The following is a 23,808-nucleotide window of genomic DNA, read 5'->3' on the forward strand; positions in this document are numbered from 1 at the left end:
TTAGAACGTTGCGTTAATACTAAATGAGAACTGTAGGGAGAATGGATATGCAGTTCCCCTTTCTCTTCTGATGGTTGATAAATACAAAGGCTCAGAAACATCCGCAGTTAAATTTAGCGCCTGCATCCCAAGCTTCCTAAGCAAAGGTTTTGATCTTAAATCGTACTGCAGGTTAACATTCTGGCAAACAATTGTATTCTCATCCTGTACAAAACGTGAGGTTTTACTGGTGGCTCCGGTTACAAGCAAACCTTTAAAAGCGGCGATATCACCAGGTTGCTGCCATCGGCTATAATAGACCCTCGAATCCACATTATACTTATAATTCCCAGTCTCTACCCGATTCACAAGAGTTTCGTTATACTGCTGTCCGCCACTATTGTACCTGAAAGAAGCATTGATCGCAAAGTCTTTATAGCGGACCATGGTGCTAAAATTTCCAAACATTTTTGGCTCAGCAGAACCAACAGGCTTTATGTCGGCTCCATTCCATACATAGGTAGCTAAACCATCCCTACCCATATACAATTCTTTCCCTGTACCTGGGTCGATCCCCAACGAAGGAACCACCCATATCGTTTTACTGGAATACCCCTCAACATACAATACTCCTGGGGTAGTAGTTCCGTTTTGAATTGCCTTTTGGGCGTCTTTCAAGGCTTGTGACGTTTCGAGTACTTTATTCTTGTTTCTCATTAGCGAAGCGGAAACACTCCAAACCACTTTTTCCGGATTAGCCAGTAAAAATCCGGTAGCTTTTAATTCATATCCTCGATTCTCCAGGCGACCAATATTATCTACGTAGGAAGAAAAGCCATTGGAAGCAGGTAAATTAACGGAAGAAACCAAATCTTTAGTTGTTTCTCTATAGAAATCTGCAACAATTTTCAGTCTTCTGCTTAGGAACTCTGCATCTATACCGATGTTGTACTTCATAGCTTGCTGCCATTGCAGGTTTTCATTACCAAGACCGATTAGGTTGGCACCTATCCAGTTGTAGTAACGCTGATCGGTATAATATTGATAAGTTGATTGCGCCTGGTAGGCACTAAAATTCTGGGAGCCTGTGATACCTGCTGAGCCTCTTAACTTTAGTCGGTTAACATACTTATTGTCTTTAAAAAACGCTTCATTATGAATATTCCATCCCAGTCCTGCCGACCAGAAAGGCGCAAATCTTTTATTTGAGCCAAATTGAGAGGCGCCATCTAAGCGAAATACTCCGTCTGCAAAATAGCGGTCATCATAGCTATAGTTCAAATTTCCAGTAAAGCCTACTGCCCTGGTTATCCCCTCGGTTCCAGTAGGTTTCCCATCTTTTTTGTATTGCAAGCCCATGGTAATGAAATCAAAGTTCTCATTCTGAAAACCTTCTGCAACAAAATTATAGCTAGAGTTTTTGGCTTGACGGGCATTCAAATCCATTCCACCGAAAAGTTGATGTTTTTCTGCAAATGTATTTGAGTAAGAAAGGTTTAATGCACCATCGTAGCCTAATCCATTAGCTATACCATAATTGTAATCACCTTTTCTGAAAATATCCTCAGGTGCATAATTTGCAAAAGCGGTATGATCTGCAGGTCGGAATTTATCCGTTTGCATGGTTGTTTTTGTAATGCCAAATTGTCCCCGAATTACCAGCTCCTTTAGTACATTCCACTCAATAGAGCTATTATTTGTGAGTTCTGATATTTCACTTTTATCGAAGGTATTTAACCCTGCATTGTACAGCGGACTGGTTTCAAGAACTCCCCAGTATTCACCAAAATCATAATTCCCGGGATGCCCCAATTGCTTTAGCACTTTTCCATTTTCATCGAAAGGCCTCCAATATGGATTCATTTTACTATAATCGGCAAAGGATCCATATTTAGATTCATTTGATTTTCCCTGCTGTATCTGAAGGTTGTTTCTGAACCGAATGTTTTTATAAACATAAGATAAAGTGATTGCTCCGTTAAATGTATTCCTTGAAGAGCCTTTCATTACCCCTTCAATATTATTTACCTGTGCGGATGCAGCATAACGTAAAGCATTATCTCCCCCTTCAATCCGCAAATTATGCCGCTGTCCTACCCCATTACGCAATGGAATAGCCAGCCAATCAGTCTCAACATCACGATTTACCTCATTCAGCAAAAAATTATAATATCTTTTCAGCAGTACATCAGACCCTTGTGTAAATTTACTATCGTAATAACCTGCTTTCCATTCCAGATCAAGTTTATCCTTTGCATTTAAGAGGTGATAATCGGAAAGATCAGGAGCTTCAATAGCAACTCTCGAGTTAAATGTAAGCCGGAGTTTTCCGGGAACAGGTGGCTTTGTGATGATCACAACCACACCATTTGCTCCTCTCGAACCGTATAAAGCAGTTGCAGCAGCATCTTTAAGCAGGGTAATGGATTCCACTTCCTCGGGATTCATGTCTAACATCTTTTGCAGGGAGGAAGTAAAACCATCCAATATGATCAGTGGGGTATTGAGGCCTACACGGCTTTCATTCTGGAGATCATTTACATTGGGGATACTGGAATTTCCCCTGATCTGAATTTCGGGCATCCGGTTCGGATTTGAACCAAAAGTATTGCTTTCAATAATATTGAAGGAGGGATCGATATTACGGAGCGAAGTGATCAGATCCCTACTGCCAAACTGTTTCAGTTCTTTAGCGGTAACTGTAGTCGATGCCCCCGTAAAGCTCTTATCAGCTTTTTTAAACAATCCTGTATTTACAATAGTAACTTCGTTCATGCTTTTCACCTCCAACTCAAGTGTAACCGTTAGAAGTGACTGATTTGGTTTTAACTTTATTTCCTGTGTTTTATAACCTACATAGCTAATAATCAAAACATCACCATCAGTGCCTGTAATTCGAAAACTACCATCCGAAGCACTGATTGTTCCTCTGGAATTTGACTTTTTAATTTTAATAGAAGCCCCTGGAACTGGCCTGCCCTTTTCATCAACAATCTTTCCCTTAACATCCATGACATTCAATTTTTCAATCAACTGATCAAGAAAAGAATGCTCCTTTTCCTTAATCACAATAGAATGTTCATTAATTTCAAAGGTCATATGCTGACCAGATAAACATTTGTTCAAAACTGATGATAAATCCTCATTCAGAAATTTAACATCAATAGGTTTGCTAGACTTCATAATTCTGGTATCAAATATGAAATCATAGCCTGTTTGCTTTCTGATCTGTTTAAATAATTTATCCAGTGAGATGTTACTTTCCGTGAGCGTCACTTTCTGTCCAAAAGAAGAAGCACTCACCTGTAAAAAGGTAGCAGTCATTATAATTATGACCATTTTCATAATTAATAAAAGTTTAGGTGGTAGCCATTTAGGCATACCTGGTTTAAAAGCATTTAATTTCATACTTTTGAATTGGTTTGAGTTTATACTGAATAGTTAAGCGATTATTTATTCCGGCCTTTTTAAGGTCGGAAAAGGTGACTCAAATCCCGGCCGGACAGTGCTACAACACTTTCCGGCCATTTATTTGAATTACCTATACGTGTGATCAGTTTACCCAGTTTCGAGTAGTTTTTTTTTCATTTTGGTTGGTTTAGTTTGTGAATAAAATATGTATTAAATCATGTTACCTGGACACGGTTATTGTTTTTCCTTTTATATTAAAATGAACTTTCCCCGTAGATTCAATCAATCCAAGTACAGATGTAATATTTTTTGAACGAGAAACTGCTCCGCTCAGTGGTAAGTCTAATGGTGCATCCTTTGCATACACAATATCTACATCATACCATCTTGCTATTTTTCGCATTATGCTTTCCAGCATTTCATTTTCCAGAACAAAATCACCTTCTTTCCAGTCAATCTCATTCTCTGCATTCAGCTGTACAATTTTTAATGTTTGACTATTTACCACAGATTGCTGGCCCGGTTTAAGTACAATAGAATTCTTAATTTGATCCAACTGTTCGGCCTTTCCAATTGGTTTGACGCTTACTGATCCTTCCAGCAACGTTGTTTTGGTAACCAGTTCATTTGTATAACTATTAATATTAAAGTGGGTGCCTAAGACTTGTACTTCCTGCTGATTTGTAGTTACAATAAATGGACTTCTCTTATTATGAACAACTTCAAAATAAGCCTCACCATTTAACTCAACCCTACGTTGAGGTTCTGTTGCAAGTGTTGTTCTAAATTTAAGGGAGGAAGCCGCGTTGAGCCATACTCTGGAACCATCTGGTAAATAAACCTGGTACGTACCGCCCTTTGGAGTGCTAATAATTTGCATCCCCTTTTGTGAGGCTTCAGTCAGTTCGGTACCATCATTATAAACAACTTTTGAAACATCAATAACAACTCCCGTTTTGGCACCATTTAAAATTATGCTTTTACCATTAGGAAGTGTAAGTGTTGCTGCATTCTTCCCTGGAGCGATTTCACCAACTAAAGATTCTTTATCTCCAGCACTTCTCCCAATACCGGAAAACTTAAACAGATATAAGCCTACAACCATAATAGCTATGGAAGCGGCAACAAGTATTGCTGCCCGGGACCATAATTTTAGCTTAGGTACAGGTGGTCTAACCAAATTTACTTCCGCCGCAAATGCAGCCTCTTCTATTTCCCAGTTTTCCTGCATATTCAACATGAGCAGGTCATCCAACGTTCCTTCGGCTATCAAATAGTCGATAACCTCTAACTCATCTAAAGTAGCCAGGTTTTTTACATACCGATTTATCAATTGTTTTTGAAATGTTGTCTGATCCATTTTATTAAACTCTGCTTATGTATACCAGACAATCTAACATCAACCCTAGGGTACCCTTCTGGTAAAAAAAAATACTAATCATTAATTTATAATTTTTTATTATTGCCTTGTTATTATTTTGTCTGAATACGATATCCCTGGTAAAATGAAAGAATGGCTATAAAAACAGCATTGGTAAATGAGATTGAGTTACTGCAGTTAACCGCAAATGGTGATACTAATGCTTTTGCTAAGCTCTATGGGCATTATAAGTCACTGGTCTATCGTTTCATCTATAAATACCTCAAATCACCACAGTTAACGGATGATCTAACTCAAGAGATTTTCCTTAAAATATGGGAAACCAAAGAAATGCTGAAGGATAGGGTCGCTTTCAAATCCTACTTATTTACTATTTCGAGAAACCACACGTTAAATTTTTTAAAAAGATCATCCATAGACCAGACTGCAAAAAATATTATTTTAAGCAATTATGTACTAACAGATTCGTTGGAAGAGGATTTACAAACAAAAGACTACCTGGAATATTTGCAAACGATCTTAACTTCACTTACACCACAAAACCGCGAAGTTTTTCGACTATGCCGTCAAGAGTATAAAAGCTATGAAGAAGCTGCTGAGCTCTTAGGTATATCGCGCAATGCAGTTAAAAAACACATGATGAAATCAATGAGAGTACTAGGTGATGCAGTTAAAAAGGACTTAGGCATTCCTTTAGCAGTGTTTCTAGCCCTCGTAATTAGATAGATCTACTGGTTGTAACAGTGTAAAGTACTTTTAAATTTTCGATTAGCCGAATAGAAAAATTATTAGATTGTTGGATGCAGAAACATTTTGCCATTCACAGTAATCCAAGTGAAATAGTTGTATGGCCAATCTTTTGTTTTATTATTAACGATTTTAGACAGTTGCTGGTCGTCTATTGGTTCGCTATAGACTTTACCGCTGGGATAATGGCATTGGTATAGCAGTTCACTTGTTGTAAAAGCTATAGTTTGCTTATCTGGTGACAATGCTGCAAATTCCCCCCGGATTCTGTCTTTTCCTGACCGGGTTATTTCATAAGCTTTACCGGTTTTCTGGTTAAAAATATAGTCATTATCTACCATTAACAAGTTAGGTCCAATCTTCAGCATATCACGGTTCTCCCATTGTCCGTCGCCCTTTATAACGGTAGGTCTGTCTATACTATAGACCTTTAAACCCGATTTTTGTGCAGTGAATAAATAAAATCTATTTCCAATACTATTTGGACCGGAAATGCGCGCAATAAAACTTGTTTTGGCTGGATTAATATAGGTAACGTCATAAAAGTCGTATTGAGAACGCTCCTGAGAAGGGTAAGCTGATGATTCGGAGTCGAAGGGGGCCGCAACCTGGGGATTTATCCTGATAACTGTACCATTGTAAAGCACTTCGTTCCACTCCGTGAATTGGTTAGATCCGAATAGGCCCCCTATCCATTTTTGTTCCCTGCTTTTTAGATGCCGCTGGGAAAATATAGGTTTTTTACCATCTGGCAGTTCATTTAAATTAACTTTTATATCAAAAAGTGCAGCTTGATATACTTTTTCATGCTTACAGGATGAAAATATGATCAAGAATAAACAAAGGATAAGCTTATTTTGAAAGTGAATATTGGCCATAATTTCACTAAGATAACTATAGTATATCTAGCTCATTGAAAATTTGATCTGCCCGCGCAATTTGATCAATTATATAATTTTCATTTCATCAATTCTTTCACCTTCAATTGGGCTTTGGGTTTCGTATTTCATTTTCAGGCGGCAACTGCATAGAAATAACCTGTTTCACAATTATCTTCGATAACACAATATCTAGCCCAGATTAACGTCTTTATATATGAGAGCGTTAATTTAGATGAAGCGGGAGTGGTCGGAGATCATTCCCGCTTTCTTTTTTATAAGTCTTATTTCTTAACTTTCTCTTTTAAATCAGTAAAATCAAACAACTCCATTGGATTGACTTTCAAAAATTTGGCATAAGTTGATGCATGGCTAATGCTGGTATTAACTTGTCCCAGCTCTGTTCTAGCTATTTGGCTTTGCGATACTTCTGTAAGCAAAGAAAGCTGTTCTTGAGAAATCCCTTTCCCCTCACGAATTTGCTTTAACTTTTGCCCAAATTTCTTAATAAAATCTTCGTCCTTTAAATACTTCACAAGGCAAATAGACACCTATAAAACAAATTAATTAATAGCAAATTTGCTATTAACATAAATACTACTGATCTTGCATATATGAATTAAAAAAACGAACGAATATTAAAATTGCAGTTCTATCATTAGTGATAAAGAATTGCTTACAAGCCTCGCAACTAAATCTGACAGTTTAATCCCGCGAGAGTAAGTTGAGCAGCCAAAACCCTATATTTGCTATAGGGTTGGTGCTCGCTTATGTCTTTTGTGGGAGCCCTTTCGAAAGAAAGGGTGGCTTTGTCAGAGCCAAGTTACATTAGACTAAGTGAGTTACCAACCCTATTCTTTTTACGGGTAACCACTTATTCTAGGCTTATTTAATGTTAAAATTAAATGAGATCAATATATGGAACTACAAATCTTATCCCCAGCAGAAGACCACGCGATTTACTTTAGAGCGTTTATCGATCAGCTTGTCCAAAAATTCAAGCCTCTTCAAATCTTTAGCTTTTTTAAAAACACTTATACCCAAGATGATCAGGGCTGTTTTAAAGAAAAAGCCGATACCTTTCATTGCAATTATTGCTTGCTGCTTGTCACTGAGAGCAACACCCGAATTGATCATGAGGTACAGGATTTCACAAATGGAAATTACAAACAAGGTGTAATTACAATCCTCTGTCATGCTAAAGAAGCCATTGAGGAAGCTATTATAGCCAACAATCGTTTTTTCATTACGGTTTGCAACTCAACAGGCGATGCGCTATAATAAATTTGTTAACCCAACCGGAGTCTACAATTAGCAACCAATTACATTATTCAATACGGATTTAAAAATAAGATTATGGAAAGTATCATGAAAAAACTGGATTACCAGCCCTCAAATCTATCAGATTACGAATTAGAAAAACCATTAAACGTAATGAACGACTTTTTTGACAACAATAATCTCCACGAAATCAGGAAAAAGGCTTGGCAACTCTATAAGGGATGGGTGAATAACTCAGTCGGATTTACCGAGGGAGATGAAAATGCCGATATGCTATACTTTTACACCCAACTCGTTCAATTTATAAACGTGGCATTTATATATACGGAAAAGAGGAAACTGGAAATTCAGCCACCTAATGGATGAACAGAAAGGTTTTGGAGCAAACCTGAACAAAGGGACAACCTTTATAGCTAGGACCGGACAAGACAGAGATCGGTCTGACTAGTATAAAACTCCAACTATAGTCCAAGTATACTCCAACTATACTCCAACTTTTTCAATAAAAAACATAGAGTTTGATTACTGTTTTATTTTTTTTAACTTGAAATTTTATAGTACGCTAACCAAACCTTTTCTTAACTTAGGTGTTTAGCTATAAAGAACATATAGATCATGGCAAAATTTGACGGAAAATTCCTGACAGGTGTAATAGGACCTGCTGTTTTTAAGAAGTATCGCAACATGCAATTGGTTACAGGCAAATCCAGGTTGACAAAGGAGAAGCAAACTGAAAACACACACAAAGCAGCAACTCAATTTGGGATCGCCAGTACGCTGGCAGAACAATTCCGGAGCGTTACAACGGAGATCATCACAGATTTTTATGATGGAACAATGGTTTATCGCTTTAGAACAGACGTACAAAAGGCATTGAAACAGGCATTCGACGCTCAATCTGAGACCTATCGTTTTACAACCAATAGTTTTGATCGGCTCAATGGTTTTGAATTTAATGCGGATTCACCGGTAATGGATAATTTCTTTGCGCAACCTGAGCAGACCATCAATGGAAATATCCTGACCATCAAGTTGCCGGAAATGCATGTTTCAAAGGATATGAAATTTCCAGCAAAAGCGACTTCCTGCTTGCTAAACATCGCTGTGGGGATGTTTGACCTTACTTATGGAAATAGAACGATGTGTCCGATTCAGTCGATTGAAATTCCAAACGGTTTAAGAGATAACGTTATTCCTGCGCAGGAACTTAGTTTTGAAATAGAACCAGGCTGTTTATGCATTTCTATGTTTTCATTTCAGTTTATACAAAAGACATTTTCTGGTAACCTGATCATCAATAGTAAAACCTTCAATCCTGTTGCTGTATTCAGAGCAGTAATCGCGGATGGAATAGTAGATCAGGAACAGACAGAAAAATGGGATGATATGTCAGTTGTGAGGGATTCTAAACATTTTAATAAACCTAAAATTGAACTCAAAGCCATATCCACCGATTTACAGGATGAATCTTTTACAATTGCGCAGATTGAGCAGGAACAGGAGAAAGTGAAAAGCGGAGCAGATTTTCCCCAGTACATTCAAGCGATCAAAAAGTTAGGAGTACAAGAATTTGTGACCTACGTATCCGATAGCCATACCCAGTATTTTGGAAATAATGGCCATCAACTCAGCTCCAAGGCACAATATGAACCTCTAGTCGTCGCTGCTGTAAGTCATAAGAAAAAGTTTAGGAAGTATTTAAAAATGCATCAGGCAGGGCAAACGGATTACCTCAGTTTTTGCAGACATTGTGCAGAAACAGGGATAGATAGATGGATAGTGAATTTATCATTGATGACCTGCACTTATTATGATCAGAAAGATCAGCTCATCCTGACAGAATCGATTCCAGGACCCGAATGAAATTGATTTTAATCAACGTGTACTATAGAATTTCCAGAAAGTTCTACGGTATATCTATATGTTAACCGTTCTTGTTCTTCATCAAATTCTGCGTAAATGACATCATAGGCTATCTATTAAAATGGGAATTAACGATCTGCATCTATCCTTTCATTACTAATACCATATTTAACAAAATTCTGAGGGTATGTCAAATTGCTAGAATGGTAGTTAATGAGTTCACTATTATGAAAACTCATAATCAATTGGTTTACCTCGCCTTCACCAGTATATACAAAATCGGAACGGTCAAAATAAAAAAAGAAGTTGGCAATATTTTTAAAGCTTTCATAAAAGTTAATTTTAATATTACTTCCTGAAATGGTTATCCCACTCTGCTGCATACCACGTAAGGCTACTCTGGTAATGGATTGCTGCAAACTATCTAAAAACAAAACGACTAATGAGGTTTGATAACCGACATTCTTTGCATAATCTGCTATATCCTTAAAGGATGCATCGTTAAAAACAGTTTCAATCAAAACATCTTTCCCACTATCAATCGCTTGTTTGGCTAAATCCTTTGTTCGAGACTTATAAACATCGGTCATCAAAATCTTAAAACTTTCAAGCTCATTTAACCGGGTTCTAATAAATGTTGATTTACCAGCGGCATTGCAACCAGCTACGAAGATTAGCTCTGGCATATACTAGTCCAATTTCTTAATAATAGTATCCTTAACCTCCACAGGCATATCATTTTCATCAGTAATAACTTCAAGTGAGACAAGGAATTTTTCACCACTTGGTAATTCTTTACGCCATAAACCGCCATCTTCAGCAAACTGAGCATAAAATGGATTGCCTAATTCAAACGCCCTCTGACGTCCTAATTCATGCATATTTCCCATGTTTTTTAAAAGGCGGTCAACAACTGAAGAAACTCCCATAGTGGTAAATTTATTTGTTAGATACCATTATCTAAACATATTCAACTTATGCAGAATTTGAATAATCAAATATAGCAACACTATGTTACAAATATTTCAAATATTTCAATTGAAATAAAAGGAAGCTAGCGATACGTATTTGAGCATAGCAAAAAACGTGTTAAATCAAAAAAGCCTTTAAATCTTACGATCTAAAGGCTTTTAATGTTTGTCAGAGTGGCAGGATCTGTCTTTCCATTTTTAATATGCTGTTATCTAATTACTTAGATATTTTGTCTATACATTTTTCAAAAAAAGGACACCGAATCGGGCACATACAATCTACCTGATTTTAGGTAGTTATCTTGCTTAACACATCATTTAATTGAAATCAAAGTACGTTTTGATGATGAATAATATAAGGAAAGTTATCAAAAATAGAAAATAATAATTTTAAAAATCTATCTAGACGACCTTATCAATTCTGGCTTGACATATGAGCTTGATACTTAACATTCTAGAATGAGCGTTAGAATAACCGCGATTATTATCTCGATCATTGTCCAATAATAGGGGCATAATTTTCTATTCGTAAATTGGAAGACCATCTTTTCGCATACCTTACATAATGAGCGCATGATGGATGTAGTCCATCGTAGAGGGTGGTTCGAGATCGAATATTTAAACTAAAGAAATTACAAATAATCATAATATATTAAAAGATAGGATGGTTATTATACAATAGGATAGTTTAATAAAATTGCCGTCATTTGTATATATGGTGCTTACTCCGCTTGAATTTTTTATATGCAATAGGAAGAACCCTATAAAAGGTTACTACCTCTGGATTTCATAAAAAGTATAAAAATCTTATATTAGGAATTGTGAAAAGCAAACATATCTTACCGAAATATAAGGAAACCGCACGTGCTTTTTGCATTAGCTTTTTCTATATATTGACCCTGTGTCAGTGTAAAAGCCCAGCTCAAAAAGGATCGGATGGCGCTACCGAAACAATACCGGGAGTCACAGCTATTAAAGCGCCTTTGCCAACTGCTAAAATCCAGGATAGTATATCAATAAATGCAAACCAAGCGACGCAAGCAATAAACTGGTCCACAATCAACACTGATTTTATGACCAATTGCCTGAATCCATTTCTAGCTTCGAAAAGGATTAAATCCGACTGTACTCATTGTGATAAAATCATGTTCAGCTTTTCTTTTGTTGTAGATGGTAAGGGGAAAATTCAAACTATATTGAAGGAAGGGGAAAATATCAGTTGTTTCAGAATGAGTGAAACAGATAAAAAGAAGCTGGAAAAAGAAATTCTGATCTATATTAAAAAGCTGGTTTTACCGGCTTCATTTTATAAAACTATTTATAAAGGTAACCTGGGTTTTATACGTAAATGTTAATTAAATCTTAGTGTATTGGCGTTGTTCGATTGGGGTAACGGTAAAAAGTGTTAGCATAAAAAACTGGTTTGGCCATTCATATTCATAATGCGATGAAAATAAGATACCGGGTATTTAAAGATTTTAGTAAGCAGGAACTAAAGCAATTAAGAGTATTGGCAATAGATGTAAAGCCAGGTTTTGATGCGTTTCTAGTCGATGCTGACCATGCTAAACTTGCGGAAATAAAGAACATCATTGCTGAAGAATGGGAAAGTTCGATTAGTTTGGAAACTGAATTTTCAGAAAAAGACAGGTGCGGCTCTTCGTTTCTACATGTTTACCCAGCGAAGTTGGTTGGCTATCCCCAACCGGAATCGGCTGGATATGAATTTCCTTATGACCTGTATCCTTATTTCAAGGATGTTTTTGAAATTGAAAATACAGATCCAGAATTTGGCATATTGAAAGGCAGGCAAATAGGAAGTTATAAATTGAAAAAGGAACCGAACTGGGGCAGTTCATCTATTGGTTCCGCTTTCTGGATACAGGATTCGATCTTTGTTAAACCTCAAGTTTATAAAGCTATATTTGAACCCCTGGGGATAAAATCTCTCCCTGTATTGGAGTATAAATCACATAGCGTGTTGAAAAGCGTGTTGCAGTTGGTCCCTCAGGGAATAGCTGAAGCTGATCTGGATATTAAAGCACACCATATCAATAAAATAGAAAGCGTTGCAGGCTGGGGAATCAACAAATATATCCTGAACGGAGTTGGATTTTATCCAGATTTTAAGTCGGCACCGGGTGACCTTGATTTTTTTGAGACTAAAGAGTTTTTTGGAGCAGGGGGCTTTACCGTCAGGGCCACAATCATTTCTCAAAAGTTATATCAGCTGCTGGTAAAAAATAAGGTCAAAGGTTTAAGTTATGAACCGATGACTTGCTGAAATTTAATTGAATAACAGGTGTTGTCTAGTAATCATTAAAAATAGAATGGATATAAAAAACCTATACGCTTCTTATGAAGCACTAAAACAATCTGAAAATCCATATGATATTATCTTCGATTTTAAAGAAGAGTTGTTGTCATCGGACAGCGATGAATTTCTGGATTTCCATTACCTGATCTTACAGGACAAAGATCTGTCGGACCAGCTAAGGGGCACTCTCAAATCATTCTTCTATTCGGAAGTAGTGAATAACAGGAATAAAGAAGTGGTTTCCTCTTTTCTTTATCAAAAATATACAAGCGGTATTGAAGACATTTCACTTAGGGCAGATGTCATTCAATTATTAGGGAACTTACGAAGTAAGCATGCGAAAGAAGTGGCGCTGGAAAACATTGCCCTTCCGAAAGCAGATTTGCGTTACAGGAGTATTATTGTATTGGGCTGGATAGGAACCAAAATTGATTTGAAAGTTTTAAATGAACGATTACTGACTGACCGCGACCCTCAGTTAAGAGGATACGCTGCCACAGCAATGCGGCAAATATGGTTCAACCATCCTAAATCTAAGGAAGAAATTCTGAAACACATAAAGGAAGCAATTCCAGAAGAAAAGGAGGAGAAAGCACTGCAAGGAATGATCATCACGGTTCAGGAGCTATTGAAAAAGAAACTAGGTTTAAAGGAGTCTAAATATGGGGACATAACGGGGGATATCGAAGCATCAAAAGTTAAAGCCATAGCTGCGCTAGAAGCCTATTAATCAGAGAAAATATCATTTATCAGCTAGTATGGAAATAAAATATCAGAATTATTGGGCATCAGTAAAAAAGCTTCAGACAGAAGCCCAGCTGATAGGAAGATTAGATCTCTCCAATAAAACGAAATACAAAAAGAAATACGAAACCGGGGCGATGACTGCAGAGGACATTGCAAGGGTAAATCATACAAATGGATTGCATTATGAACTCACCCTACTTAAGGAAAATCAGCTTTTTTGTTACCTGGTCTTAAAAGGTGGACACATCAGGGCTAATTTCATAGACAGGGCACAACGGGTTTATCTGAGCTATTTCTTTTCCCCTACTGAAATTTATGCAGGTAAGATCTTTTTGGAAGAGGTCTGGTATTATCATTTTAATACTGAAAGCAACGAAAATGAAGATTACCGCTTACACTTTGTATTTGATCAAAAAGGACACGTTAACTATCGCAAGTATGATGAACGGCATGAGAAAATTCATGACTATGTGCGTAGTGAAATCTTTGTAACAGATGGACTATATGAGCATTACCCCGAATTTGGCCATTATGAACATTTGGTTAGTCTTGAAAGAAATTTTCCGTTAGATATTGTCCCATCACCACCAGATCGGAATAAAAATTGACGTAAATTGGCTACTATGAAATCCAAAATCGAATCACTGCAAAAACACGATAAAGATTTACTGCTTCTGGTAGATTCGGACGATGGTATTTTTGGTTTTAAAAATGAATTATTGTCATCCGATGACGACGAAGTGCTTGAATTTCATTTTGAAAGTATTGATGAAATTTAGGATTTCAAAGACTAAAGTAAAAACATATCAATTTAGATATGACAGAACCAATCTTGTGTGCTACATCAAAAAGTTAAGTTAACCAAAAATGTTATTTAGATTGTAGTCCCTCGCTGCTGATCTTCAGACCAAGTTCATGTTTCATTGTTAAAAGTGTCCCTTCGCTTCCCCGTGCGTCGTAAACCTGATGCTGAGAAAGAACAGATGTAATGAATGATTTCGTCCTTAGTTTTAGATAACCCATCAATATAGATTGTTTTAATTGCGTTGCCATAGTTAAACTTTATATACGTGGCATCATATACACCTCTTTCTCCATTATATTCTTCGGCACAAACCATATTATGTATCCTATGCCATTCATAAAAAGAGTTCTTATGGGTAATCCCCTCTTTATTAATCTTCAATATTGGTTTTTTACGAAAATTGTATTTATAATTCCATAGATACCCCACTGTAATAACGACTAAATTAAATATGAAGAGAGCGAGAAAACCTACATCGATCAGATAAAATACAACAGAGGCAAGGCATGTGAGAAAAATAATACAGCCAAAAAGAGTTTCCTGGGCAAGAACATTCAGTTCCTCGCCCTCGCCAATTACAGGAAACTTTGAGAACAATTTAATTGGGACTTCGTTATCGAGCGAATCTATACCCGCTTTTTCAGTATCTTTCTTCAAACAGTTTTTTTTATATATGTTACCAAACGTTCAATATGTTACCAGACCTTCAATTCAGTGCTACCGGCCGGCAGGTATAAAATAGCTGGTTTTTCATCACCATCTGTTCCGGCTTCTGTATCATATTCAAGTCTTAGCATGTCCTTCTTACCCTTAGCCGTCCTTAGAAGCACTAATTTCCCGCCAGCAAAAAATACCATCTCATAATTTGCTATCGGATGTACCCTTCTATTTTTAACATCCAATCTTGCTCTGTTAATGTCAGCATTATCCCTTTTATCTACGGCGATCAGTTCCGCTTTATTTGCATATAAATAGGTGCAACTTTTTAAATCACTGTATTCAAATTCTTTTGCAAAAGACAAGCCATCACCTTTTACTAAAAGTTCCTTAAGCTGCTGATACTTTTTTACCACTTTTTGTTCTATGTCCGCTATATTTTTCAGCGCCTGAGCATTCTCCAGATCCTTGCTGAAATCAAAGGGGACCCTTGCTTTAAAAGGTATCTTTATTTCAAAGTACTTTAATTTTCGGTCGCCAATGTCTTCAGGTAACTCAGCGCTGGCCAGGACACGATGGGCGTCTACGCCTTCATCTTTATCAGCAGCATACCACACTTTTAGATCAAGGTCGGCATTCGCGGCAATATACTCCTCTCCCTCCTTTGGAAACACCTGTACAATAATCATTTGCGTACCTGATTTTGGAATGTAGTTATTTAAGTAAAGGCTCATACTTTCTCCATAATTCTCGTAAAAAGTAAGCCAATGTGGAATGTCATTACACAAAACCAATCCCCTGCAGTTGTTCTTGTTTACCTGTAGAGAATAAAGCGGTCGCTTATCAAATTTCTTTATTTTGTCATACATTCTGCTTTGAAATTCTACGATCTCTTTTTCCATCACTTTTTTATTTTGTTTCCCTTTTTCCTGTGCGCAGCTATTCATAGTAACTATCAGAAAAAGCGCTGTTAACAATTTATTATAATACATAAATCTTTCTTTTATAATATTGGGTACGTAATCGACAACTGTGTGAAGATCTCGGCTTCGGACGGAATGCATCGCTATTGACTAGGTTTCCGGATGGCAAACCGGCCGCCTTTTTTGGCTTCAGGTTTTGCATTAAAGAGCGTAACCAATGCATAAGTATAGCCCTTGCCGTAATAACCCATCGGACTTGGAGTCACAAAGAAATCCCGTAATTCTTCCGTATGCCAGGTTTTTCCTTTATCTGCTGTCCAAACATAATTATAGTAAGCCCCTTCTTTTACCATCGTATGGTAATAATCGCCGAAAATTTCCAGATGATCACTTCCTTTAGGCAATGGCGTTACTTCCTGAGTTTTTAAATTTTTTAATGACAGCTCCTTATTCGATGCCTTTTCCAGATAGGTATAGGTTTCCCTGCTTACCGGATCCCTAAAATAACTGCCCTCACATACATATCCTTCAGGAGCGATTTTCTGGCTGGAAACGGTTCGTTCTCCGGTAATGAAATTAAACCTTATCAATTGGTTTGCTTCGATGTATTCGATCTCGTTCGCTGAAGCAAAAACATACGCGCCAAAACCATCTGACACATGCAGACCCATATTTTTCCAGGTTTTGCCGCCATCTAAAGTATACCTGATCTCGCTTTTCGCTTCCTGATCTGAAGTTTCGCGGTAAAATGAAGCCACACCAACCGTTGTAGAGTAAAAGTTGATATTATTAATTTCTTCGTTTTTAAATTCCTGAATTACTTCCCATTTCTCAAATGAAGGGAGTGCTTTAATCAGCTGACTGGAGCCCCCATTTTCGTTCACTAAAACCACGATACGGCCTACCGATACGGCTTCCCTAAGCGTACCTTTACCCAAAACACGTTTTTTCAACGTCTTTCCTCCATCCGCAGATACAAAAACAATCGCTTCCTTTTCCTTAGCTGCATAATCTTCATCGCTATCACCACTATTGTCACCGAGTAAAATCACATGTTCTTTATTGAGCACTAAAATCTGGTTAAAACGGTATTTACTTAACGCATCAAAGAAATTGTTGAGGAGTGTCTCTCCCGGTATTTTATTAAAATCTACTAACTCCCAACTCCTATTTGCTTTTTTATGTTGGCAGGATTCCAAGCTAAAGAATATGGCCAGCAATAGAAAAATAACACTAAAATATTTATCCCTATATTCTTTTAATTTATCACCAACCTTTTTAACGACTTCCCTGGTTTCTTTTTGCGCTTTAGCAACCAACTGTTTAAAATCAACTTCATTAATCATATATGCTCACCCCAGGCAGTTATCACTAAATTCCTTTCTCCGCCATAGTCACGGTGTTCACAAAGGTAAATCCCTTGCCAGATACCTAATTCCTCCAAAATCTCATTTAAAGCTTGTTCAATATTCATAATTTACATTAGCTACTTTAAATATTTATAATTTACTTAATACACAAAAATATCTATAAGGAAGGGGTTAACATATCTTAACGCCTCCTCAAATAGATATGAATGAACTTGATCTATCCTTATTGCTTAATAATAGTAAGGGCAACATTTTTATTCTTCAAATTATTCCATATCTCAAAGCCATTATCAGCTACTTCATTTAAATAAAAAAATTTTTTACGATGACTAGAAGGGCCAATACCTTGTGAAAAATCTTCGTCTTTCTTTAATCCATAATTAATCGCATTAAAGAAAGATTTGATAGCTTTATCTGGATTTTCACCTATCAATCTCAATTCGATAAGTTCAATTTCATTACTTAACTGCCTTCCCCCAGTCCCTTCAATTGAATACTCAAGAATACCTTTATCATAAAAGCTCCAGTCATCATCAACAGATATCTCCTTTGAAATAAAAAAAAATCTATCGTATTCTTCATTTATTAAGCTGTTATAATTTTCTAAGTTAAAATCAACCTGCTTATAACTAGTCTTGGTTCTATCAATTGAAGATCTGTATTCGAAAAAGCAATCTACTTTATGTTTTAATGCTATTCTCTTTACAAAACTTAAAAATCTTTCACAATCAACTATAACATATATATAGCTCATATTTTTTTTGTTATTTTTAAAAGTAGTTCATAAGATTTAATGATGTTTATTAGTAAGTTTCACATTTGGATCGTTTTTTTTTAATACACCTTACTCTCTACTTAAATCCATTCGTTTTTATTGTAAAACTATTTTAGCATCCTTTGTTTTTTGATTGCACCAAATCGTCTCCTGCGTTGAAGGTAGTGTTCTTATTGGGGGATAAAAACTTCTATTTTATCAAATCAATTCTTGAAACACTTTCGTCAAATAAGATAATAACTTTTCAAAAGAAGCTCTTGAAGTAGTAACGATGCTACAGGTCTCTGCTTCCGGATCAACCCCTAAATCCTCTATCAAATATTGGTCTAATTTTTCAATTTCGTTCATTAAGAATTCCGTCCAACCATATCCATTTTCGTCAAACCCTCTTGAAGAAATAATTCTATTCAACTCTTCAAACTCCTCACCACTTGGACTAAATTGAAAAGAAAACAAAAGATCTCCATCTTCTGACTCACCTTCAACTAAATCGACATCTATAAAAAAAGGCAAAAATTCTTCTGATTCCCATCCTCCCTCCTCTTCCAAAACACGATGAAGATTAGAAGGTAAATTCAACGTATAAAAGTCTATTTTGTTTATTAGCATACCCATTTATTTAGAACATAAAGAACTTGCATTCTTCGATTGTCGCAGGATAATTAAAACTGTTTATATATTCATAGTCTAATCCTTTTTTAAGTTCGCCTAATTCCGATTTATCTATTTTTTTAGAAATAAGGACTAAAAATGAACCGAACGCGTCATATACAATATTTGCGTAGTCAGTAGGCGAAATATCCTTCTCCATTTCCTTAGAGACCACTCTTATATTGGCAAATTTTAGATTGCCTTGCTGATTAAATTTAGGTTCAGGCCTAAATTTATTAACATCCGTATTAAAGGGTGAATCGGTGAAAAATTTATGGATTTCCGGATTAAATTTATTTAAATCTAATGTCACACTATAGTTGTATTTATCATCAACCATTATCTTCTTTTGAACCAATAAATTATCAAAAATATATTGCCACAAGTATTCTCTCACTTTGGAAGAAAGTTTAGGACTGGCCTCTAACTCTGTCTTTTTTACCATTGTACGCACTTCTACTTTTTGCATTTTCTCGATTTTTTAATGATAACCATTTTTTTTAAATCCAAACTTACTTAAAATTATGTCCTCTAAAGCCCAGTGCAGGCTATGGCTATATTTAAAACTAAATATAGGCGATGTATTAACATTGCCCGAGACCAGAGCCATATTTGTTTAAATTTAGTTTATTATTCTGTTATGCAGTAAATGTCCTTGCCAATTGTAAGAAATTGACCATCAGCTCCATTATAAGTCCTTGCTGCAGCTGGCAAGGCATAAAAATTTCGTTCAGCCATATCTGCTGATAAATTCCTAGTGATAGAAGTCCTATAGACTTTTCTACCTGCCTTTTTTATCCATTTAAACACCTCTTTTACCCATTTATCAGTATCTTCACTGTGGTAAGAAGCACTTAACCTCCCATTCATCAGACAATTTTTATCATAGCTTGAAATTTTTGAACGTAGTAATTGTAAAATACCTTCCCCTGTATTTGCAAAATGATAATATCCACCTATTTCAATGACATGCTTTTCATAATTTGTAAGTGCCTGTAAATTTGCATTTAGAATAACTACTTCAGAAAGCAGGGCATCATCAATATTTTCAATTATTTTCGGTTTATTGGATTGGGTAGGCTTTGTGTCAATTAAAACAACATCTGATAATTTTTGCAAATACTCCACAAAAAGTTTATTGTCATTATCAGTCATAAATACACTTGCATCTTTTACTAAATTTTTATTCATAATTATTCTTTTTAATGCGAGTGAATGCTACCGGCTATGTAACCCTCCTGGATTTCGAACCGGTCTGCTGACGAGAATTCAATGATCACAGAGGCTTTAGCATCAAAAAAGTAAATATTAGGTAGTTTATCTCTTAATGTTTTACAAAAAAACTCTTCATCTTCAATGTTCATAAAGAATTCTAATTGTCTTGTTTTTTCCATAGTTATATTTTTTTAATGCGAGTGTATTTTCCCAACGGGCATAGATTTACCATCTACACTTAGATCTCCAGGATTCACTTTTGCGCCCTTTTTAACAGTAATTACTATTGAATTGTGCGTCATTACTAATACGATTTGCTGATCCCTCTGGTCTTAAAAAAGTATGCTTCTACTTTCGCAGGAGAGATTTATTTTTTTTCTCCAATCGGGATAATAAGAAATAAAGCTATTTTTACATCATGTTCGTAGTTATTTATGTGATCTGTTTAATTTTAGCCTTTGTATTTTATTTTTCAAAACCCAGCTTGATAAAATATAAGCGCATATTAACGAATATCCATTTGATCAGTCTGGCGTTCTGTCTGATTGCCCTGGGACTCAATATACTGACCGACTATTACTTTTACTTCAATTGGATAGTGCCGTTCTTTACATTAGGATTGATCACTTCCGGGCTATTCTTGTTTGTATTGTACGCCCGTTCATCAAACCTGTGGTTAAAGATCTATGGTGGTCTGTTTTTTACTTATCCATTAATTATCCTTGCTGGGGCATTATTCAGCAGGATGATGTTGTTATTTGGAGTAGGCCTCCCCTTATTTCTACTGAGCATCGAAAGCAATTTATATATTGGTGAAGGCATGATGATCAGGGAGGGTTTTTCTGGTGTGCTCGCTGCATCACCAAAAATACAACTTTATGAAACTCATTTTCCTTTAATTAAAAAATTAGGAGTGGCCTACATTAACCACGATATATTCCAAGAGCTTAAAATTGATAGTATTAAAGTCTCAAAAGTAACTGGAGATACCATTATTCTTCAATCTGAGCCCGATCACCGGCAACTAGAGTTCAGGAAGGAATAACATGAGCCTGCAAGAAACGTCCGCATGACTGTCTTAAAATCAACGTCTTTTATTCGTTTTAAATTAGAAATTGAATCATGTAGCACAATCTGTTTTCCAATATTATAGAACTTGCAATAATCAATTTCGAGGTGATATTTTTCCTTCGCCTAAAGCTTTTGGAGTCCAGCCTGGTCTAGCAGAATCGTGGCGTACTATGAAACGGAATATCCACCTTCCAAAAAATCGGCAAATATTGTTCATTTCCACTAATAATCATTAAGTTCTTTTTTAATGCTATTGTTTTTAATAGCCTTCCGGCACTTTTCCCTTCGCTCTTTATTATCAAATTCCGCCAGGCCTAAATCAAACAACACCGCATCCTGCATTTTTATATCTCCGTATTTAATTTTCCTGTCCAGCTGCAAAGCCCTTTCAAACAGGCTTTCAAAATCGTCATCTACCACAAACTTGTTTTTCTTTGCCTGAAAATACGCAGTACATAAAAGGCCAAGTTCTGTTTCAGGCTGTTTCAATGCTGGATACTCTTCAAAAATGGACTTTAATTCGGTGTATTTGCCAACCTTGGCGAATGCCAGCAAGACATCAGCGTGGTATTTGGCCCCTAGATTTTTATGGGCGCATAATTTTAAAGCATCTGCAATGCCATTTTTTGTGGCGAATGATTCTACCAGATAGGATTTTAATTCGGCGATTTCAGCTTTGTTTTTTCTAGGCTCAGCAAGCTTAAAATAATCAAAAAAACGAACCACATCTCCCTGAGCGGCATAATGGCACAGGAGAATTAAATAACCATTGTCAAGGTTATTTTCTTCCTGAAAGATGGTTGTGGTTCTAAAGTTCGGAATGAACTTAAGCGCCGTTACTATATCGTTTTTAGCGGCTAAATTGGAAATGATATGTTCCAGAATGTGGTTAAAAATAATATCATCTTCAATACTCTTAGCCGATGATAGTATTTCCGATTCACTAAAACCGTCCGCATCATACAAAAGCAGCAGTGCAGATTCCCAGCCTAAACTATTATTAATAGTTTTCCTTTCTATAAATCTCTTCAAAAGATCTTCGTAAGAGGACCTGTATCCACGATACCCTCCTCTACCTATGCCTAAACCTGCTCCTTTATAGGGAAGCTCTGCAATGCTCCTGATCGCATCCAGTACTTCTGCATCCAGTCCATCACCTGAATTGTTAATGGCCTGAATACATAGTTTTACGGAATGCTGTATAATTGCGCTCATGTTAATCGTTATAATTTATTGCAGACAACTAAATTACAAATACAGTCCTTGCAAAGTTTAAATACTAAAAGTAACAAATATTTACCTAAGTATAGAATTGCCTTTTATTTAAATCGGTTTACTTCTTAAACTCAAAGACCAATAAACGTTCGATTATATGATCCTTAAAATGACCTTCAATAAAACTTTCTTTTGTCCATTCCATAGCTTTTTCTTTTCCGTATAATAAAAGAATAATACAGGTCATAGTTAGCAACTTTCTTTCATCGTATGATCTATGAAATTTATATAAAAAAGAGTGTTTATGTATTACGCCAAGATATATACTTTCAAGTGTTGGGAACATACTTAATAAAGTAAATGCTCCAAGATCGAGTTCTCGCTGTATCTCCTTAACAACCTCGGTTAAATTAATCCCAGTCTTATATAACACAGATAAGTAAATATTTCTTTCCGAAAAATGGCTAATACTTCCTGCAACAACTGGATATTTTGACAAATGATCATCAATAAAAAATTTTTCTATTTTTTTAACACTAGGATAATATATTCCAACTACAGGGTCGATATAAATCGCATCAGAATCTAATCGATGTAATCTACCTGAAAAAGTAATCTTCTCCTGCCTATTAAAATCTGACTTTATTTTTTTTACAAAATCACGTTTGCCCTTTTCTACAAATTGTCTTTCCAACAGAAAAGGTCTAAACTCAGATACAACCTCTTCTAGTATATTACCAAGTCCTTTTGACATATTCTTTTTTTTAGGTTTATAGCATCCTTAACAGCCTCCAAGCCCCATTCAATCAACTTCGATACTTTAACCAACAGGTTAGATGGCAAACTTAGTATGTATTGGCATGAGCATTGTTCTTTCTATTTACTCGACTGGTTTTTCAGACTTGATACTTTCTTCTCGGTCTTTCCATAATACATCATTCTATATTTTAACGTTCAAGGTTATCCATTAGTTTGTATTTCGAAAAAGTTCAAATAAGCTGTATATTTTTCGAGAACTTCTTTAGCCTTTTCCGTACAAAATAGATGACCTAATTGTGGTGTCCTAAAAAGGTCAGAACCATCCCAATCTGTCAAATCAATAGAAATATGACTATAATCTCCTACGTTCTTTTTTGACAGATCAATCTGACCAGCTGAGGTAGTATTCAAGATCATCACCCATATTCCAGGTAGCTTTTCAGCTAATTCAGGATCATGTTTCCGTTTCAAAATAAAATCCTCCGGTTCGCCCGATTTTGGTTTGTCATGGATTTTTTCATTTGCATCCCAACCTTCCCACTCTAATTTAACTATTTTTTCTTTTTTAGCCTGCTTAAAAACATAGCCCTTTAAACTACTCGATTCAATGGTATTCTTTAAGCCGTCAACAACAGCTATATATTTATTGTATAGATATATAGCTGGAATCATGGGACCCATCCGCTCTATAATTATATCCCCAGTCGCATTTTTTGAAATAAAACCATAGGCCAATACATTTCCATAATCTCCCCAGGGCATTTGTTTATTTTTGATGATGTAGTATTTCAT

27 protein-coding genes and 1 pseudogene are annotated in these 23,808 nt (G+C 36.0%); 10 read left to right on the forward strand and 18 right to left on the reverse strand.

The features are described 5' to 3' along the window. Together EZ444_RS02995 and EZ444_RS03000 are read right to left on the reverse strand one after the other, a co-directional pair. Window positions 1–3,387, reverse strand: a complete 3,387-nt coding sequence (locus EZ444_RS02995; RefSeq protein ID WP_131607068.1) for a SusC/RagA family TonB-linked outer membrane protein — start codon at window positions 3,385–3,387, stop codon at window positions 1–3. A gap of 223 nt (window positions 3,388–3,610) precedes the next feature. Beyond that, window positions 3,611–4,750, reverse strand: a complete 1,140-nt coding sequence (locus EZ444_RS03000) for a FecR family protein (RefSeq protein WP_131607070.1) — start codon at window positions 4,748–4,750, stop codon at window positions 3,611–3,613. Between the two features lie 153 nt (window positions 4,751–4,903). Here EZ444_RS03000 and EZ444_RS03005 point away from each other — a divergent pair, with 153 nt between their 5' ends. Then, window positions 4,904–5,497, forward strand: coding sequence for an RNA polymerase sigma factor (locus tag EZ444_RS03005; RefSeq protein WP_131607072.1), 594 nt, complete (start codon window positions 4,904–4,906; stop codon window positions 5,495–5,497). Window positions 5,498–5,559: 62 nt separating this feature from the next. Here EZ444_RS03005 and EZ444_RS03010 read toward each other — a convergent pair whose 3' ends face one another. Together EZ444_RS03010 and EZ444_RS03015 are read right to left on the reverse strand one after the other, a co-directional pair. Then, the gene (locus EZ444_RS03010; protein WP_131607074.1) at window positions 5,560–6,396 is read right to left on the reverse strand and encodes a hypothetical protein; all 837 of its coding nucleotides are present in this window, start codon (window positions 6,394–6,396) and stop codon (window positions 5,560–5,562) included. Window positions 6,397–6,680: 284 nt separating this feature from the next. Next, window positions 6,681–6,932: a helix-turn-helix domain-containing protein gene (locus tag EZ444_RS03015; RefSeq protein ID WP_165503506.1), complete on the reverse strand. Its 252-nt coding sequence runs from the start codon at window positions 6,930–6,932 to the stop codon at window positions 6,681–6,683. A gap of 382 nt (window positions 6,933–7,314) precedes the next feature. Here EZ444_RS03015 and EZ444_RS03020 point away from each other — a divergent pair, with 382 nt between their 5' ends. From EZ444_RS03020 to EZ444_RS27555, 3 genes are all read left to right on the forward strand, one after another. Beyond that, a complete protein-coding gene (locus EZ444_RS03020; RefSeq protein ID WP_131607078.1) occupies window positions 7,315–7,677 on the forward strand; it encodes a hypothetical protein in 363 nt (120 codons plus the stop codon). Window positions 7,678–7,752: 75 nt separating this feature from the next. Next, entirely contained in the window at window positions 7,753–8,043 is a 291-nt protein-coding gene (locus EZ444_RS03025; protein ID WP_131607080.1) for a hypothetical protein, read from the forward strand. Between the two features lie 249 nt (window positions 8,044–8,292). Further along, window positions 8,293–9,540 (forward strand): DUF1398 domain-containing protein, encoded by a 1,248-nt coding sequence (locus EZ444_RS27555; RefSeq protein WP_225874614.1) that lies wholly within the window; start codon window positions 8,293–8,295, stop codon window positions 9,538–9,540. A gap of 128 nt (window positions 9,541–9,668) precedes the next feature. On the opposite strand, the gene EZ444_RS03035 is transcribed toward EZ444_RS27555, so the two are convergent. Together EZ444_RS03035 and EZ444_RS03040 are read right to left on the reverse strand one after the other, a co-directional pair. Continuing rightward, window positions 9,669–10,226 (reverse strand): zeta toxin family protein, encoded by a 558-nt coding sequence (locus tag EZ444_RS03035; RefSeq protein WP_131607082.1) that lies wholly within the window; start codon window positions 10,224–10,226, stop codon window positions 9,669–9,671. Window positions 10,227–10,229: 3 nt separating this feature from the next. Then, entirely contained in the window at window positions 10,230–10,469 is a 240-nt protein-coding gene (locus tag EZ444_RS03040) for a hypothetical protein (protein WP_131607084.1), read from the reverse strand. An 863-nt stretch (window positions 10,470–11,332) separates the two neighbouring features. Here EZ444_RS03040 and EZ444_RS03045 point away from each other — a divergent pair. From EZ444_RS03045 to EZ444_RS27115, 5 genes are all read left to right on the forward strand, one after another. Beyond that, on the forward strand, window positions 11,333–11,866 hold the full coding sequence (locus EZ444_RS03045; protein WP_131607086.1) for a hypothetical protein: 534 nt from the start codon (window positions 11,333–11,335) through the stop codon (window positions 11,864–11,866). Window positions 11,867–11,958: 92 nt separating this feature from the next. Further along, the gene (locus EZ444_RS03050) at window positions 11,959–12,795 is read left to right on the forward strand and encodes a hypothetical protein (RefSeq protein ID WP_131607088.1); all 837 of its coding nucleotides are present in this window, start codon (window positions 11,959–11,961) and stop codon (window positions 12,793–12,795) included. A 46-nt stretch (window positions 12,796–12,841) separates the two neighbouring features. After that, complete coding sequence (locus EZ444_RS03055) at window positions 12,842–13,558, forward strand: HEAT repeat domain-containing protein (protein WP_131607090.1); 717 nt, start codon at window positions 12,842–12,844, stop codon at window positions 13,556–13,558. Window positions 13,559–13,586: 28 nt separating this feature from the next. Continuing rightward, window positions 13,587–14,183: a hypothetical protein gene (locus EZ444_RS03060; protein ID WP_131607092.1), complete on the forward strand. Its 597-nt coding sequence runs from the start codon at window positions 13,587–13,589 to the stop codon at window positions 14,181–14,183. Window positions 14,184–14,198: 15 nt separating this feature from the next. Beyond that, a complete protein-coding gene (locus EZ444_RS27115; RefSeq protein WP_165503507.1) occupies window positions 14,199–14,354 on the forward strand; it encodes a hypothetical protein in 156 nt (51 codons plus the stop codon). 134 nt (window positions 14,355–14,488) lie between these two features. On the opposite strand, the gene EZ444_RS03065 is transcribed toward EZ444_RS27115, so the two are convergent. The 9 genes and pseudogenes from EZ444_RS03065 to EZ444_RS03105 all read right to left on the reverse strand — a co-directional run bounded on the left by EZ444_RS03065 (window position 14,489) and on the right by EZ444_RS03105 (window position 20,150). Beyond that, window positions 14,489–15,037, reverse strand: a complete 549-nt coding sequence (locus EZ444_RS03065) for a hypothetical protein (protein WP_131607094.1) — start codon at window positions 15,035–15,037, stop codon at window positions 14,489–14,491. A 38-nt stretch (window positions 15,038–15,075) separates the two neighbouring features. Next, window positions 15,076–16,029 (reverse strand): hypothetical protein, encoded by a 954-nt coding sequence (locus tag EZ444_RS03070; RefSeq protein WP_131607096.1) that lies wholly within the window; start codon window positions 16,027–16,029, stop codon window positions 15,076–15,078. A gap of 74 nt (window positions 16,030–16,103) precedes the next feature. Beyond that, window positions 16,104–17,306, reverse strand: a complete 1,203-nt coding sequence (locus tag EZ444_RS03075) for a beta propeller repeat protein (protein ID WP_131607098.1) — start codon at window positions 17,304–17,306, stop codon at window positions 16,104–16,106. Next, window positions 17,303–17,395: pseudogene (locus EZ444_RS27560) on the reverse strand (secondary thiamine-phosphate synthase enzyme YjbQ); the annotation flags it as partial. The pseudogene EZ444_RS27560 and the gene EZ444_RS03075, both read right to left, overlap by 4 nt. 158 nt (window positions 17,396–17,553) lie before the next feature. After that, on the reverse strand, window positions 17,554–18,084 hold the full coding sequence (locus EZ444_RS03085; RefSeq protein WP_131607100.1) for a hypothetical protein: 531 nt from the start codon (window positions 18,082–18,084) through the stop codon (window positions 17,554–17,556). Between the two features lie 219 nt (window positions 18,085–18,303). Continuing rightward, window positions 18,304–18,714 (reverse strand): hypothetical protein, encoded by a 411-nt coding sequence (locus EZ444_RS03090; RefSeq protein ID WP_165503508.1) that lies wholly within the window; start codon window positions 18,712–18,714, stop codon window positions 18,304–18,306. Between the two features lie 10 nt (window positions 18,715–18,724). Continuing rightward, window positions 18,725–19,225: a hypothetical protein gene (locus EZ444_RS03095; protein ID WP_131607104.1), complete on the reverse strand. Its 501-nt coding sequence runs from the start codon at window positions 19,223–19,225 to the stop codon at window positions 18,725–18,727. A 161-nt stretch (window positions 19,226–19,386) separates the two neighbouring features. Next, the gene (locus EZ444_RS03100) at window positions 19,387–19,947 is read right to left on the reverse strand and encodes a hypothetical protein (protein ID WP_131607106.1); all 561 of its coding nucleotides are present in this window, start codon (window positions 19,945–19,947) and stop codon (window positions 19,387–19,389) included. Between the two features lie 11 nt (window positions 19,948–19,958). Further along, complete coding sequence (locus EZ444_RS03105) at window positions 19,959–20,150, reverse strand: hypothetical protein (protein WP_131607108.1); 192 nt, start codon at window positions 20,148–20,150, stop codon at window positions 19,959–19,961. 305 nt (window positions 20,151–20,455) lie between these two features. Here EZ444_RS03105 and EZ444_RS03110 point away from each other — a divergent pair, with 305 nt between their 5' ends. Then, window positions 20,456–21,016, forward strand: a complete 561-nt coding sequence (locus EZ444_RS03110; protein WP_131607110.1) for a hypothetical protein — start codon at window positions 20,456–20,458, stop codon at window positions 21,014–21,016. 248 nt (window positions 21,017–21,264) lie between these two features. Here EZ444_RS03110 and EZ444_RS03115 read toward each other — a convergent pair whose 3' ends face one another. The 3 genes from EZ444_RS03115 to EZ444_RS03125 form a co-directional block, all read right to left on the reverse strand. Next, on the reverse strand, window positions 21,265–22,257 hold the full coding sequence (locus tag EZ444_RS03115) for a hypothetical protein (protein ID WP_131607112.1): 993 nt from the start codon (window positions 22,255–22,257) through the stop codon (window positions 21,265–21,267). Between the two features lie 118 nt (window positions 22,258–22,375). Beyond that, window positions 22,376–23,011 carry a hypothetical protein gene (locus EZ444_RS03120; protein WP_131607114.1) on the reverse strand — a complete coding sequence of 212 codons (636 nt, stop codon included), beginning with the start codon at window positions 23,009–23,011 and terminating at the stop codon, window positions 22,376–22,378. Window positions 23,012–23,217: 206 nt separating this feature from the next. Further along, window positions 23,218–23,808 carry a hypothetical protein gene (locus tag EZ444_RS03125; RefSeq protein ID WP_131607116.1) on the reverse strand — a complete coding sequence of 197 codons (591 nt, stop codon included), beginning with the start codon at window positions 23,806–23,808 and terminating at the stop codon, window positions 23,218–23,220.

This window comes from Pedobacter hiemivivus (assembly GCF_004331685.1).
GTDB lineage: Bacteria > Bacteroidota > Bacteroidia > Sphingobacteriales > Sphingobacteriaceae > Pedobacter > Pedobacter hiemivivus.

Coding starts and splice junctions, on each gene's coding strand:
- EZ444_RS03075 (WP_131607098.1), bottom strand. CDS start 17,306: ATGATTAATGAAGTTGATTTTAAACAGTTGGTTGCTAAAGCGCAAAAA.
- EZ444_RS03040 (WP_131607084.1), bottom strand. CDS start 10,469: ATGGGAGTTTCTTCAGTTGTTGACCGCCTTTTAAAAAACATGGGAAAT.
- EZ444_RS03070 (WP_131607096.1), bottom strand. CDS start 16,029: ATGTATTATAATAAATTGTTAACAGCGCTTTTTCTGATAGTTACTATG.
- EZ444_RS27555 (WP_225874614.1), top strand. CDS start 8,293: ATGGCAAAATTTGACGGAAAATTCCTGACAGGTGTAATAGGACCTGCT.
- EZ444_RS03050 (WP_131607088.1), top strand. CDS start 11,959: ATGAAAATAAGATACCGGGTATTTAAAGATTTTAGTAAGCAGGAACTA.
- EZ444_RS03020 (WP_131607078.1), top strand. CDS start 7,315: ATGGAACTACAAATCTTATCCCCAGCAGAAGACCACGCGATTTACTTT.
- EZ444_RS03055 (WP_131607090.1), top strand. CDS start 12,842: ATGGATATAAAAAACCTATACGCTTCTTATGAAGCACTAAAACAATCT.
- EZ444_RS03090 (WP_165503508.1), bottom strand. CDS start 18,714: ATGCTAATAAACAAAATAGACTTTTATACGTTGAATTTACCTTCTAAT.
- EZ444_RS03025 (WP_131607080.1), top strand. CDS start 7,753: ATGGAAAGTATCATGAAAAAACTGGATTACCAGCCCTCAAATCTATCA.
- EZ444_RS03095 (WP_131607104.1), bottom strand. CDS start 19,225: ATGCAAAAAGTAGAAGTGCGTACAATGGTAAAAAAGACAGAGTTAGAG.
- EZ444_RS03010 (WP_131607074.1), bottom strand. CDS start 6,396: ATGGCCAATATTCACTTTCAAAATAAGCTTATCCTTTGTTTATTCTTG.
- EZ444_RS02995 (WP_131607068.1), bottom strand. CDS start 3,387: ATGAAATTAAATGCTTTTAAACCAGGTATGCCTAAATGGCTACCACCT.
- EZ444_RS03035 (WP_131607082.1), bottom strand. CDS start 10,226: ATGCCAGAGCTAATCTTCGTAGCTGGTTGCAATGCCGCTGGTAAATCA.
- EZ444_RS03085 (WP_131607100.1), bottom strand. CDS start 18,084: ATGAGCTATATATATGTTATAGTTGATTGTGAAAGATTTTTAAGTTTT.
- EZ444_RS03005 (WP_131607072.1), top strand. CDS start 4,904: ATGGCTATAAAAACAGCATTGGTAAATGAGATTGAGTTACTGCAGTTA.
- EZ444_RS03000 (WP_131607070.1), bottom strand. CDS start 4,750: ATGGATCAGACAACATTTCAAAAACAATTGATAAATCGGTATGTAAAA.
- EZ444_RS03105 (WP_131607108.1), bottom strand. CDS start 20,150: ATGGAAAAAACAAGACAATTAGAATTCTTTATGAACATTGAAGATGAA.
- EZ444_RS27115 (WP_165503507.1), top strand. CDS start 14,199: ATGAAATCCAAAATCGAATCACTGCAAAAACACGATAAAGATTTACTG.
- EZ444_RS03125 (WP_131607116.1), bottom strand. CDS start 23,808: ATGAAATACTACATCATCAAAAATAAACAAATGCCCTGGGGAGATTAT.
- EZ444_RS03100 (WP_131607106.1), bottom strand. CDS start 19,947: ATGAATAAAAATTTAGTAAAAGATGCAAGTGTATTTATGACTGATAAT.
- EZ444_RS03115 (WP_131607112.1), bottom strand. CDS start 22,257: ATGAGCGCAATTATACAGCATTCCGTAAAACTATGTATTCAGGCCATT.
- EZ444_RS03060 (WP_131607092.1), top strand. CDS start 13,587: ATGGAAATAAAATATCAGAATTATTGGGCATCAGTAAAAAAGCTTCAG.
- EZ444_RS03120 (WP_131607114.1), bottom strand. CDS start 23,011: ATGTCAAAAGGACTTGGTAATATACTAGAAGAGGTTGTATCTGAGTTT.